The organism is Scandinavium manionii, from assembly GCF_024764775.1.
In the GTDB taxonomy this organism is placed as follows: domain Bacteria; phylum Pseudomonadota; class Gammaproteobacteria; order Enterobacterales; family Enterobacteriaceae; genus Scandinavium; species Scandinavium manionii.
This window is the reverse complement of the sequence record NZ_JALIGC010000036.1, coordinates 287,609-300,686: the sequence shown is the minus strand read 5'-3', so window position 1 is coordinate 300,686 and position 13,078 is coordinate 287,609. Positions and strand designations below refer to the sequence as shown.

Below are 13,078 nucleotides of genomic sequence, written 5' to 3'. Positions count from 1 at the left end.
AAGCTTATTGACCGGAGATCTGTACCACTACACGGCGATCTGGGGACAGGCAGTTGATCAGCGCATTGCCGGACTGGTTGTCACAAGAGTTACCGGTTACAGAATCGCTGGCGCCACGGCCTTCGGTCTGAATGTTTGCAGCAGGCATGCCATCGGCTACCAGCTGGTCAGCAACGGCCTGAGCACGACGTGCAGACAGTTCCTGGTTGTATTCAGCCTGGCCGGTACGATCGCTGTAGCCGATTACGGTGGTATTTTTATCTTTTGCAGCCTGCATTTCTGGAGAGTTATACAGCTGGTCGATGGCAGCTTTACCTTCGTCAGTCAGCGCGGCGGAATCGTAACCGAACATCACGTCAGACTTCAGGTTGAAGGTTTTAACTTCTGGAGCGGGAGCGGGAGCAACGACTGGTGCTACGTCGTCGTTCTGGCCGAAGCGATATACGATGCCAGCAGTCACGGAGTGAATGTCGGAGCTCAGACCGATCTGGTTAGAGTTACCCACGTTGGCAACCCACTGGTATTCCAGACGGCCAGCCCAGTTTTTGGTGAAGGCATATTCGGTACCTGCGGCAACCACTGGACGCACGCCAGTTTCGAATTTGTTCTTACCAGCAACGTCGGTCTCAGCACGGTAACCCATCGCACCGAAACGACCATACAGATCCCAGTCATCGGTCAGAGCGTAGCTGGTTTTCAGAGACAGCTGCAGACCCTGGCTCTTCATTTTAGCGCCGTTTACGCCGTTGTTACCGTTGAATTGCATGTTGCCCAGGTAGTCGTAACCACCTTCAACTGCCAGCCAGTTGGTGATCTGGTAGCCACCAAATACACCGCCGCCAACGTTGTCGTGATCAACGTTGAAGTCGTTAGAAGCCGCCAGGCTGTCGTTGAAATCTTTGTTGCCGCTGACGTCAGCGTAATGAGACCAACCGAATTTAGCACCGGCGTACCAGGTATTTGCGTTACCAGCTGCGAATGCGGAAGAAACTGCGCACGCGTTTAAAACAATCAGAGCGACAAGCGTCTTTTTCATTTTGAACCTTAATCCTATTTTGAAGTCAAAAACTTAAAAGTTGATGAATAGCGTAGGTCGCTAAGATATAGATGATTTTTATTTTCTGTTAATTTTAAAAAGTTTAAATTTAAACCTGGGCTGGATTTTAGACGATTTGTTGTCGAGGTGTTTGCGGATGTTTTGAAGTGTAAAAAACCCTCGGCTGTTATTTATATGGCCGAAGGTTTCTGTGCGATTAGAATTTCTCTGGCAGGGATTCGATATGCTGCAAATATCCGCCGCGAATAAATTGAATGTATTTCCCTTTCTTCAGGGCTGATAACACGTTCAAAATACTGCTGCGCGAGAGATGTGTCCTGTCTTGTATATAATCGAGAATCGAAATTCTCATTCGCATATCTTCAGGAAGGAGAATCATTTCCATCAGATGATTGCGAATAACCGCATAGGTTCGCTGCTGTAAAACCAGCGCATCGCGGTAAGCGAGATACGCAGTATGGTATGCCAGCAGAGATGTGACATCTTCCCAAAGGTTTTGTTCCCGGAAAATGCGAAGTGCTTCTTCGGCATCAATGCGCGAAAGCGAACATTCGGTCTCTGCGCGCAGAACATGACCCCGCATTGGCTGCAAAATTTCTGCCGCGCCAAAAATGTGCCCTTCATAGACCGTAATCATCAGCAGTCCATCGGACGCGCGGAGGATTGAGACTTCCCCTTCCTTACAGAGCCAGACTTGTTGTTTGCCTTTGTAATGCCAGTTCAGTTTTTTTCTTGGGACCACGTTAACAGGCGTAGCGAAGGGTTCAAGTGCCTCAAGGAGTCGATTTATTGCCTCCTGGGGGCGAATAGGTGGTGTAAGGTGCATAGAGATCCTCATGAATAATGACGATTTCTTCCGTCAGAAGTTATAGAAGACATGGTAATGCACTAGCAGGGATACCGACAGGTAAAATAAACTCAAACATGCTTTATGGATGAAAAAAGTCCGGGGTTGGCAATCTTTTTTCGGTACAAAAATAACTAAGGCCGGATAACCGGCCTTAGTTATGGTCTTATTTCTTCATCTGGCTATCCAGATTCTCTACCTGTGGAAGCCCATTGCCGGAAGAGGCGGACAGCAGGCCGCTCTTCGCGTAACCCAGCAGCTTCTCGCGAGTATCGGTAATATCCAGATTACGCATGGTCAGCTGGCCAATACGATCGTCAGGTGAGAACACGGAGTCACCTTTTTCCATCGTCAGACGTTCTGCTTTATAGGTCAGATTGTCAGAAACGGTATTCAGGATGGAATAGTCGTTACCACGACGCAGTTCCAGTGTGACTTCACCGGTAATGGCGCTGGCAACCCAACGCTGAAGCGCATCACGCAGCATCAGCGCCTGGGAATCGAACCAGCGGCCCTGGTACAGCAGACGACCTAACTGACGACCATGAGCGTGATATTGTTCAATAGTATCTTCGTTGTGGATACCGGTCAGCAGACGCTCATAGGCAATGTGCAGCAGAGCCATGCCCGGTGCTTCATAGATCCCGCGGCTCTTGGCTTCAATGATGCGGTTTTCAATTTGATCGCTCATGCCCAGACCGTGACGGCCACCAATGCGGTTGGCTTCCAGCATCATTTCCACGTCATCTTTGAAGGTTTTGCCGTTCAGCGCCACCGGATGACCCTGCTCGAAGCGGATAGTGACTTCTTCTGCCGGGATCTTAACGTTCTCGTCCCAGAACTTAACGCCCATAATCGGGTTCACGATTTTGACGCTGGAGTTCAGGAATTCCAGGTCTTTGGCTTCGTGAGTCGCGCCCAGCATGTTGGAATCGGTAGAGTAGGCTTTTTCGACCGACATTTTGTAGTCGAAACCGCAGGCAATCATAAACTCGGACATTTCCAGACGGCCGCCGAGCTCGTCGATGAAATCGGTATCAAGCCACGGTTTGTAAATTTTCAGCTCGGCGTTGGTCAGCAGGCCGTAACGATAGAAACGTTCAATATCGTTACCTTTATAGGTACTGCCGTCGCCCCAGATGTTGACGCCGTCTTCTTTCATTGCAGAGACCAGCATGGTGCCCGTCACTGCGCGTCCTAGAGGCGTGGTGTTGAAATAGGTCAGTCCGCCAGTGGTGTTATGGAATGCACCACACTGGATAGCGGCAATGCCTTCTGCCACGAGCTGCTTACGGCAATCGATAAGGCGTGCATTTTCAGCGCCGTATTCCATCGCGCGACGTGGGATAGCATCGTAGTCTTCTTCATCGGGCTGACCGAGGTTGGCGGTGTAAGCGTACGGGACCGCTCCTTTTTTTCGCATCCACAGCAGTGCGGCACTGGTGTCCAGACCACCGGAGAAAGCGATACCAATACGTTGACCAGATGGAAGATGCTTGAGAATCGTCGTCATAAAGTAAAACCCTGCTTGCCAGACTGTGAGGAGGTAAGTGCTTACGCTTCGCTGCATGTTTATGCAAAATAAGTGAGTTTTCATTTAATCATCTTTTTTCGGCAACAGGAAGTGATTCCTGCGTGTTAGTGGAAAAAATCCCTGCGAACGTCGATAACATTATGCATAACAGCAGGTTTTTTATGCTTCATCAAATGTCAATATGAATGAGTTGACATAACCAATGAAAATTCAATATACTACAGGCCGGTTTTACGTCCCGTCCTCGGTACCAAATCCCAGCAGTATTTGCATTTTTTGCTCCGAATGAGTAAAATATGCCACGTTTCAGGCGCGGGGTGGAGCAGCCTGGTAGCTCGTCGGGCTCATAACCCGAAGGTCGTCGGTTCAAATCCGGCCCCCGCAACCACTTTCCCTTTGAGTTTTTTTTCAAATATACTCTTCGTATTCGTCGCTGGATTTGAAAGAATTCTCACGGAAAGTACTCCAGACCGCATTTGCGGTTGTAGGGTTCAGTTATCTAAAGCCCCGATTTATCGGGGTTTTTTGTTATCTGACTAAAGAATAACTGGGCTTTATGCCCTTTTTTTACGTCTTGGGGGTGGGCTTGTCCACATTAGAACAGAAATTAACAGAGATGCTTAAAGCGCCGGTTGAGGCTCTGGGCTTCGAGCTGGTCGGCATCGAATTCATTCGCGGTCGCACATCTACGCTGCGCATCTATATTGATAGTGAAGATGGCATCAATGTTGATGATTGTGCTGATGTGAGCCACCAGGTCAGTGCCGTCATGGATGTCGAAGACCCCGTTACCGTCGCTTATAACCTGGAAGTCTCCTCACCAGGGCTCGACCGTCCTATGTTCATCGCTGAACATTACACGCGTTTCCTCGGTGAAGAGGTCACGCTGGTCCTGCGCATGGCGGTTCAGAACCGTCGTAAATGGCAGGGCATTATCAAAGCGGTAGACGGTGAGATGATCACTGTTACAGTCGAAGGCAAAGATGAAGTGTTCGCGCTGAGTAACATCCAGAAGGCGAACCTGGTTCCCCACTTTTAACAGTCTGGATTGAGGTGAAAGGCCCCGATGAACAAAGAAATTTTGGCTGTTGTTGAAGCCGTTTCCAATGAAAAATCGCTGCCGCGCGAGAAGATTTTCGAAGCGCTGGAAAGCGCCCTGGCAACGGCTACAAAGAAAAAATACGAACAAGAAATTGAGGTTCGCGTTAGCATCGATCGTAAGAGCGGTGACTTTGACACTTTCCGTCGTTGGATAGTGGTCGAAGAAGTTACGCTGCCAACCCGCGAAATCACGCTGGAAGCTGCTCGCTACGAAGATGAAAGCATGAACGTGGGTGATTACGTTGAAGACCAGATTGAATCTGTGACCTTCGACCGTATCACCACTCAAACCGCGAAGCAGGTTATCGTGCAGAAAGTCCGCGAAGCGGAACGCGCGATGGTTGTTGATCAGTTCCGTGAACACGAAGGTGAAATCATTACCGGCGTGGTGAAGAAAGTGAACCGCGATAACATCTCTCTGGATCTGGGCAGCAATGCTGAAGCTGTGATCCTGCGTGAAGATATGCTGCCGCGCGAAAACTTCCGCCCAGGCGACCGTATTCGCGGTGTACTGTACTCCGTACGTCCAGAAGCGCGTGGCGCTCAGCTGTTCGTCACCCGTTCTAAGCCGGAAATGCTGATCGAATTGTTCCGCATTGAAGTGCCAGAAATTGGTGAAGAAGTTATCGAGATCAAAGCGGCAGCGCGCGATCCGGGTTCCCGTGCGAAAATCGCGGTGAAAACCAACGATAAGCGTATCGATCCAGTTGGTGCTTGCGTAGGTATGCGTGGCGCACGTGTTCAGGCAGTTTCGACTGAACTGGGCGGCGAGCGTATCGATATCGTGCTGTGGGACGATAACCCAGCGCAGTTCGTGATTAACGCGATGGCTCCGGCCGACGTGGCGTCTATCGTTGTTGACGAAGACAAACACACCATGGATATTGCGGTAGAAGCGGGCAACTTGGCGCAGGCAATTGGTCGTAACGGCCAGAACGTCCGTCTTGCGTCTCAGCTGAGTGGTTGGGATCTCAACGTAATGACCGTTGACGATCTGAATGCGAAGCATCAGGCGGAAGCACACGCGGCTATCGATACCTTCACCAAATATCTCGAAATTGATGAAGACTTCGCGACCGTGCTGGTAGAAGAAGGTTTCTCCAGCCTGGAAGAACTGGCCTATGTGCCAATGAAAGAACTGCTGGAAATTGACGGACTGGATGAACAGACCGTTGAGGCACTTCGTGAACGTGCGAAAAACGCACTGACTACGCTGGCGCTGGCTCAGGAAGAAAGCCTCGGTGATAATAAACCGGCTGACGATCTGCTGAACCTTGAAGGTCTCGATCGTGCAATGGCATTTAAGCTGGCTGCCCGCGGTGTTTGTACGCTGGAAGATCTCGCCGATCAGGGCATTGACGACCTGGCTGATATTGAAGATTTAACCGACGAGAAAGCCGGTGAGCTCATCATGGCCGCACGTAATATTTGCTGGTTCGGCGACGAAGCGTAATAAACTGTAGCAGGAAGGAACAGCATGACAACAGATGTAACCGTAAAAACGCTGGCCGCAGAGATTCAGACTTCCGTGGACCGCCTGGTACAGCAATTCGCTGATGCAGGCATCCCGAAGCAAGCTGACGACTCTGTGACCGCACAAGAAAAACAGACCTTGTTGGCACACCTGAACCGTGAACACGGTTCGGCGCCTGACAAGCTGACGCTGCAGCGTAAAACTCGCAGTACCCTGAGCGTTCCGGGTACTGGTGGTAAGAGCAAATCGGTGCAGATTGAAGTCCGCAAAACGCGTACCTTTGTAAAACGTGACCCGCAGGAAGCCGACCGTCTGGCTGAAGAAGAAGCGAAGCGTGAAGCGGAAGAACAAGCCCGCCGTGAGGCTGAAGAAGCAGCCAAGCGTGAGGCACAGGCAAAAGCTGAACGTGAGGCCGCAGAACAAGCTAAACGTGAATCCGCTGATAAAGCGAAACGTGAAGTTGCGGAAAAAGACAAAGTGAGCAATCAACAGACCGACGATATGACAAAAACCGCCCAGGCTGAAAAAGCCCGCCGTGAAGCTGAAGCTGCAGAGCTGAAGCGTAAATCGGAAGAAGAAGCGCGCCGTAAGCTTGAAGAAGAAGCGCGTCGCGTTGCGGATGAAGCACGCCGCATGGCCGCTGAAAACGAGAAAAACGGTGTTAATACAGCGGCTGAGCCGACTGAAGACAACAGCGATTATCACGTGACCACCTCTCAGCATGCGCGCCAGGCTGAAGATGAAAACGATCGTGAAAGCGAAGGCGGCCGTAGCCGTACCCGTACTGCTAAAGCGCCTCGTCCTAAGAAAGCCAACAAGCATGCTGAATCCAAAGCCGATCGTGAAGAAGCCCGCGCTTCTGTTCGTGGTGGTAAAGGCGGCAAGCGTAAAGGTTCCGCTCTGCAGCAGGGCTTCCAGAAGCCAGCTCAGGCCGTTAACCGTGACGTTATCATCGGTGAAACCATCACCGTTGGCGATCTGGCAAACAAAATGGCTGTTAAAGGCTCTCAGGTCATCAAAGCAATGATGAAGCTGGGCGCAATGGCGACCATCAACCAGGTCATCGACCAGGAAACCGCACAGCTGGTTGCCGAAGAGATGGGCCACAAAGTTATCCTGCGTCGTGAAAACGAGCTGGAAGAAGCCGTAATGAGCGACCGTGACACTGGCGCAGCGGCTGAACCGCGTGCACCTGTTGTGACCATCATGGGTCACGTTGACCACGGTAAAACGTCTCTGCTCGACTACATTCGCTCTACTAAAGTAGCCTCCGGCGAAGCGGGTGGTATTACCCAGCATATCGGTGCTTACCACGTAGAAACTGACAACGGCATGATCACCTTCCTGGATACCCCGGGCCACGCCGCGTTTACCTCCATGCGTGCTCGTGGTGCGCAGGCGACGGATATCGTGGTTCTGGTTGTTGCCGCAGACGATGGCGTGATGCCACAGACTATCGAAGCAATCCAGCACGCGAAAGCGGCGCAGGTGCCGGTAGTGGTAGCGGTGAACAAAATCGATAAGCTGGAAGCCGATCCGGATCGCGTTAAGCAGGAACTGTCCCAGTACGGCATCATGCCGGAAGAGTGGGGCGGCGAGAGCCAGTTCATACACGTTTCTGCGAAAGCAGGTACCGGTATCGACGACCTGCTCAACGCTATCCTGCTGCAGGCTGAAGTTCTCGAACTGAAAGCGGTTCGTAACGGTATGGCAAGCGGTGCAGTCATCGAATCCTTCCTGGATAAAGGTCGTGGTCCGGTTGCTACCGTTCTGGTTCGTGAAGGTACTCTGAACAAAGGTGACATCGTTCTGTGTGGCTTCGAATACGGTCGTGTTCGTGCGATGCGTAACGAACTGGGTCAGGAAGTTGTGGAAGCAGGTCCGTCCATTCCGGTTGAGATCCTCGGCCTGTCTGGTGTACCGGCTGCCGGTGACGAAGTAACGGTTGTTCGTGACGAGAAGAAAGCGCGTGAAGTTGCGTTGTATCGTCAGGGTAAATTCCGTGAAGTTAAACTGGCTCGTCAGCAGAAATCCAAGCTGGAAAACATGTTTGCCAACATGACCGAAGGCGAAGTTCACGAAGTGAACGTCGTTCTGAAGGCGGACGTACAGGGTTCTGTAGAGGCAATCTCCGACTCTCTGCTGAAACTCTCTACCGATGAAGTGAAGGTGAGAATCATCGGTTCTGGCGTAGGTGGTATCACCGAAACCGACGCAACCCTGGCTGCTGCGTCCAACGCAATTCTGGTTGGCTTCAACGTACGTGCTGACGCTTCTGCGCGCCGTGTTATTGAATCCGAAAGCCTGGATCTGCGTTACTACTCCGTCATCTATCATCTGATCGACGAAGTGAAAGCGGCAATGAGCGGTAAGCTGTCTCCAGAACTGAAACAGCAGATCCTCGGCCTGGCTGAAGTTCGCGACGTGTTCAAATCGCCGAAATTTGGTGCCATCGCAGGTTGTATGGTTACCGAAGGTGTGGTCAAGCGTCACAACCCAATCCGCGTCCTGCGTGACAACGTGGTTATCTATGAAGGCGAGCTGGAATCCCTGCGCCGCTTCAAAGATGATGCCAATGAAGTCCGTAACGGCATGGAATGTGGTATCGGCGTTAAGAACTACAACGACGTACGCGTCGGCGATATGATCGAAGTGTTCGAGATCATCGAGATTCAGCGCAGCATCGATTAATCCACGTCGCCTTTTGGGCCGCGACTGCGTTGGCTGCACGTGTTCACCCCGGTCACATAGTTATCTATGCTCCCGGGGATTCACAAGCTTGCCGCCTTGTCGCAACCCAAAATTCTTAGTGGATTTGACGATCTTGTAGGCCGGGTTAGCGAAGCGCCACCCGGCAATAATTCTAAAAAGGGGCTTTGGCCCCTTTTTTGTCTTTTATCTGGAGAATTTATTATGGCGAAAGAATTTGGTCGCCCACAGCGCGTATCCCAGGAGATGCAGAAAGAAATTGCTATCATCCTGCAGCGCGAAATTAAAGATCCACGTCTGGGCCTGATGACTACCGTATCCGGTGTTGAAGTCTCCCGTGACCTGGCTTATGCCAAAGTGTTCGTCACCTTCCTGAACGACAAAGATGAAGCCGCTGTGAAAGCGGGCATCCGTGCGTTACAGGACGCGTCTGGTTTCATCCGTACGCTGCTGGGTAAAGCCATGCGTCTGCGTATCGTGCCGGAACTGACCTTCTTCTACGATAACTCGCTGGTCGAAGGTATGCGTATGTCCAACCTCGTGACCAACGTGGTAAAGCATGACGAAGAACGTCGTGTGAACCCGGATGACAACAAGGAGGACTGATGAGTCGTCCTCGTCGTCGTGGTCGTGACATTCATGGCGTACTGCTGCTGGATAAACCGGAAGGCGCGTCCAGCAATGACGTTCTGCAAAAGGTGAAGCGACTTTATAACGCAAACCGCGCAGGGCACACAGGCGCTCTGGATCCGCTGGCGACCGGTATGCTGCCGGTATGTCTTGGTGAAGCCACCAAGTTTTCTCAGTACCTGCTCGACTCCGACAAACGCTACCGCGTGATCGCGAAGCTGGGGCAGCGTACTGATACGTCAGATGCCGATGGCCTGGTTGTTGAAGAGCGTCCGATGACGTTCAGCGCCACCGAGCTTGCCAGCGCACTGGAAAGTTTCCGTGGAGACACAATGCAGGTGCCGTCGATGTACTCTGCATTAAAATACCAGGGCAAAAAGCTGTACGAATACGCTCGCCAGGGTATTGAAGTCCCGCGTGAAGCGCGCCCGATAACGGTGTATGAACTGCTGTTTATTCGCCACGAAGGGGATGAGCTGGAGCTGGAAATCCACTGTTCGAAAGGCACCTATATCCGCACCATCATTGATGATCTGGGCGAAAAGCTCGGCTGCGGGGCGCACGTTACGATGCTGCGTCGTCTGGCCGTTAGCCGTTACCCGGTCGACAGGATGGTGACGCTGGAGCATTTGCAGGCGCTGGTTGCGCAGGCTGAAGAGCAGGATATTCCTGCGGCGCAACTGCTGGATCCACTGTTGATGCCAATGGACAGCCCGGCTGAAGATTTCCCGGTTGTGAATTTGCCCCTGACGTCCTCTGTGTACTTTAAAAATGGCAATCCGGTTCGTACGGCTGACGTGCAAGTCCACGGTCTGGTGCGCGTGACGGAAGGCGAAGACGGCAAATTCATCGGTATGGGCGAGATTGATGATGAAGGCCGTGTCGCGCCGCGTCGTCTGGTCGTCGAGTATCCGCAATAATCGCCTGTCTTGCGATAACATGTCGCTACGGGTAGAATATTGCCGCTTAACGTCTGAATTAAGGTTCGCCTGCGTGAAGACGTTAATCCTGGGGTCGCTGAATTAGAGATCGGCACCCTTTTTACTTTTTAATTCTGGAGTTTAAAATGTCTCTAAGCGTTGAAGCTAAAGCAAAAATCGTTTCCGAGTTTGGTCGTGGTTCTAACGACAGCGGCTGCACCGAAGTTCAGGTTGCTCTGCTGACTGCACAGATCAACCACCTGCAGGGTCACTTCTCTGAGCACAAAAAAGATCACCACAGCCGTCGTGGTCTGCTGCGTATGGTTTCTCAGCGTCGTAAACTGCTCGACTACCTGAAACGTAAAGATGTAGCACGCTACACCGCGCTGATTGAGCGTCTGGGTCTGCGTCGCTAGTTCTGGCGAGTTTCAGAAAGAGGGGCCTTTATGGCCCCTTTTTTCAACCAGATGGCAGCAATTAACATGAAACTCATGTATTGTTTGTATTGCTGAAACAAATGATCTTCATTGCAGCGTTTCGCGCGGCTAATGAGAGACTTAACCGTTGGTTAGGATTGTCATTAGTCGCGAGGATGCAAGAGGATCGAGTCTTTAAACGGCACATCCAATGGTGTCCCGTTACTCATCTTGAAAGGATAAAATTTTGCTGAATCCGATCGTTCGTAAATTCCAGTATGGCCAGCACACGGTCACCCTGGAAACCGGCATGATGGCGCGTCAGGCGACTGCTGCCGTTATGGTTAGCATGGATGACACCGCGGTATTCGTTACCGTTGTGGGTCAGAAAAAAACTAAACCAGGCCAGGACTTCTTCCCGCTGACTGTTAACTATCAGGAGCGTACTTACGCTGCTGGTAAAATTCCTGGTGGCTTCTTCCGTCGTGAAGGCCGTCCAAGCGAAGGTGAAACCCTGATTGCGCGTCTGATTGACCGCCCGGTTCGCCCGCTGTTCCCGGAAGGATTCATCAACGAAGTTCAGGTTATCGCGACCGTTGTGTCCGTAAACCCGCAGGTTAACCCTGATATCGTGGCAATGATTGGTGCTTCCGCAGCCCTGTCCCTGTCCGGTCTTCCGTTCAATGGCCCAATCGGTTCTGCGCGCGTGGGTTACATCAACGACCAGTACGTACTGAACCCAACCCAGGAAGAGCTGAAAACCAGCAAACTGGACCTGGTTGTTGCCGGTACCGAAGCCGCTGTACTGATGGTTGAATCTGAAGCTGAACTGCTGAGCGAAGACCAGATGCTGGGCGCCGTGGTGTTCGGCCACGAACAGCAGCAGATCGTTATCCAGAATATCAACGACCTGGTGAAAGAAGCCGGTAAACCACGTTGGGATTGGCAGCCAGAAGTCATCGACGAAGCGCTGCATGCGCGCGTTGCCGGTCTGGCACAGTCTCGTCTGAGCGATGCATACCGCATTACCGACAAGCAGGAACGTTACACTCAGATTGATGCTATCAAATCTGAAGTGATCGCGACCCTGGTTGCTGAAGACGAAACGCTGGACGCTAATGAACTGGGCGACATCCTGCACGGTATCGAGAAAACTGCAGTACGTAGCCGCGTACTGGCTGGCGAACCGCGTATCGATGGTCGTGAGAAAGATATGATCCGTGGCCTGGATGTGCGTACTGGCGTATTGCCGCGTACTCACGGTTCTGCACTGTTCACCCGTGGTGAAACTCAGGCGCTGGTTACTGCAACTCTGGGTACCGCACGTGACGCACAGAACATCGACGAACTGATGGGCGATCGCACTGACAGCTTCCTGTTCCACTACAACTTCCCTCCGTACTCTGTGGGCGAAACCGGTATGGTTGGCTCACCGAAGCGTCGTGAAATTGGTCACGGCCGTCTGGCGAAGCGTGGCGTGCTGGCAGTTATGCCTACCACCGACGAATTCCCGTACACCGTTCGTGTGGTTTCTGAAATCACCGAATCTAACGGTTCTTCGTCCATGGCTTCCGTGTGTGGTGCTTCCCTGGCACTGATGGATGCAGGCGTACCGATTAAATCTGCAGTAGCAGGTATCGCGATGGGTCTGGTGAAAGAAGGCGAGAACTTCGTGGTTCTGTCCGACATCCTCGGCGACGAAGATCACCTGGGCGATATGGACTTCAAAGTTGCGGGTTCCCGCGAAGGTATCTCTGCTCTGCAGATGGATATCAAAATTGAAGGTATCACCAAAGAGATCATGCAGGTTGCTCTGAATCAGGCCAAAGGTGCGCGTCTGCACATCCTGGGCGTGATGGAACAGGCGATCAACGCACCGCGTGGCGACATCTCCGAATTCGCACCGCGTATTCACACCATCAAGATCAGCCCGGACAAGATCAAAGACGTTATCGGTAAAGGCGGCTCTGTTATCCGTGCGCTGACTGAAGAAACCGGCACCACCATCGAAATCGAAGATGACGGTACTGTGAAGATCGCAGCGACCGACGGTGACAAAGCGCAGTACGCTATTCGCCGTATCGAAGAGATCACCGCTGAAATCGAAGTGGGCCGCATCTACAACGGTAAAGTTACCCGTATCGTAGACTTCGGTGCCTTCGTGGCTATCGGTGGCGGTAAAGAAGGCCTGGTACACATTTCTCAGATCGCTGACAAGCGTGTAGAGAAAGTGACTGACTATCTGCAGATGGGTCAGGAAGTACCGGTTAAGGTTCTGGAAGTTGATCGCCAGGGCCGTGTCCGTCTGAGCATTAAAGAAGCGACTGAGCAAACTCAGCCTGCGGCCGCGCCGGAAGCTCCGGCAGCGGAACAGGGCGAGTAAGGTTGCT

10 protein-coding genes and 1 tRNA gene are annotated in these 13,078 nt (G+C 52.0%); 8 read left to right on the top strand and 3 right to left on the bottom strand.

Annotated elements, in window-relative coordinates; genetic code table 11:
• Positions 1-4: 4 nt before the first annotated feature.
• The 3 genes from ompA to argG all read right to left on the bottom strand — a co-directional run bounded on the left by ompA (position 5) and on the right by argG (position 3,417).
• On the bottom strand, positions 5-1,036 hold the full coding sequence (gene ompA, locus MUU51_RS09305) for a porin OmpA (protein WP_159772203.1): 1,032 nt from the start codon (positions 1,034-1,036) through the stop codon (positions 5-7).
• Between the two features lie 217 nt (positions 1,037-1,253).
• Entirely contained in the window at positions 1,254-1,883 is a 630-nt protein-coding gene (locus tag MUU51_RS09300; protein WP_159772199.1) for a winged helix-turn-helix transcriptional regulator, read from the bottom strand.
• Between the two features lie 187 nt (positions 1,884-2,070).
• The gene (gene argG, locus MUU51_RS09295) at positions 2,071-3,417 is read right to left on the bottom strand and encodes an argininosuccinate synthase (protein WP_159772196.1); all 1,347 of its coding nucleotides are present in this window, start codon (positions 3,415-3,417) and stop codon (positions 2,071-2,073) included.
• 332 nt (positions 3,418-3,749) lie between these two features.
• Between argG and MUU51_RS09290 the strand changes: the two genes are divergently transcribed.
• From MUU51_RS09290 to pnp, 8 genes are all read left to right on the top strand, one after another.
• Positions 3,750-3,826 (top strand) — tRNA-Met (locus MUU51_RS09290).
• A 198-nt stretch (positions 3,827-4,024) separates the two neighbouring features.
• A complete protein-coding gene (gene rimP / locus MUU51_RS09285; RefSeq protein WP_159760211.1) occupies positions 4,025-4,477 on the top strand; it encodes a ribosome maturation factor RimP in 453 nt (150 codons plus the stop codon).
• 27 nt (positions 4,478-4,504) lie between these two features.
• Positions 4,505-5,992, top strand: coding sequence for a transcription termination factor NusA (nusA, locus tag MUU51_RS09280; protein ID WP_159772193.1), 1,488 nt, complete (start codon positions 4,505-4,507; stop codon positions 5,990-5,992).
• Positions 5,993-6,016: 24 nt separating this feature from the next.
• Complete coding sequence (infB, locus tag MUU51_RS09275; RefSeq protein ID WP_159772190.1) at positions 6,017-8,704, top strand: translation initiation factor IF-2; 2,688 nt, start codon at positions 6,017-6,019, stop codon at positions 8,702-8,704.
• 222 nt (positions 8,705-8,926) lie between these two features.
• Complete coding sequence (gene rbfA / locus MUU51_RS09270; protein ID WP_258967650.1) at positions 8,927-9,328, top strand: 30S ribosome-binding factor RbfA; 402 nt, start codon at positions 8,927-8,929, stop codon at positions 9,326-9,328.
• Entirely contained in the window at positions 9,328-10,272 is a 945-nt protein-coding gene (gene truB / locus MUU51_RS09265; protein ID WP_258967649.1) for a tRNA pseudouridine(55) synthase TruB, read from the top strand. Before rbfA ends, truB begins: the two co-directional genes overlap by 1 nt.
• A gap of 146 nt (positions 10,273-10,418) precedes the next feature.
• On the top strand, positions 10,419-10,688 hold the full coding sequence (gene rpsO, locus MUU51_RS09260; protein ID WP_097164217.1) for a 30S ribosomal protein S15: 270 nt from the start codon (positions 10,419-10,421) through the stop codon (positions 10,686-10,688).
• A gap of 247 nt (positions 10,689-10,935) precedes the next feature.
• Entirely contained in the window at positions 10,936-13,071 is a 2,136-nt protein-coding gene (gene pnp, locus MUU51_RS09255; RefSeq protein ID WP_159772184.1) for a polyribonucleotide nucleotidyltransferase, read from the top strand.
• The last annotated feature ends 7 nt before the right edge of the window (positions 13,072-13,078 follow it).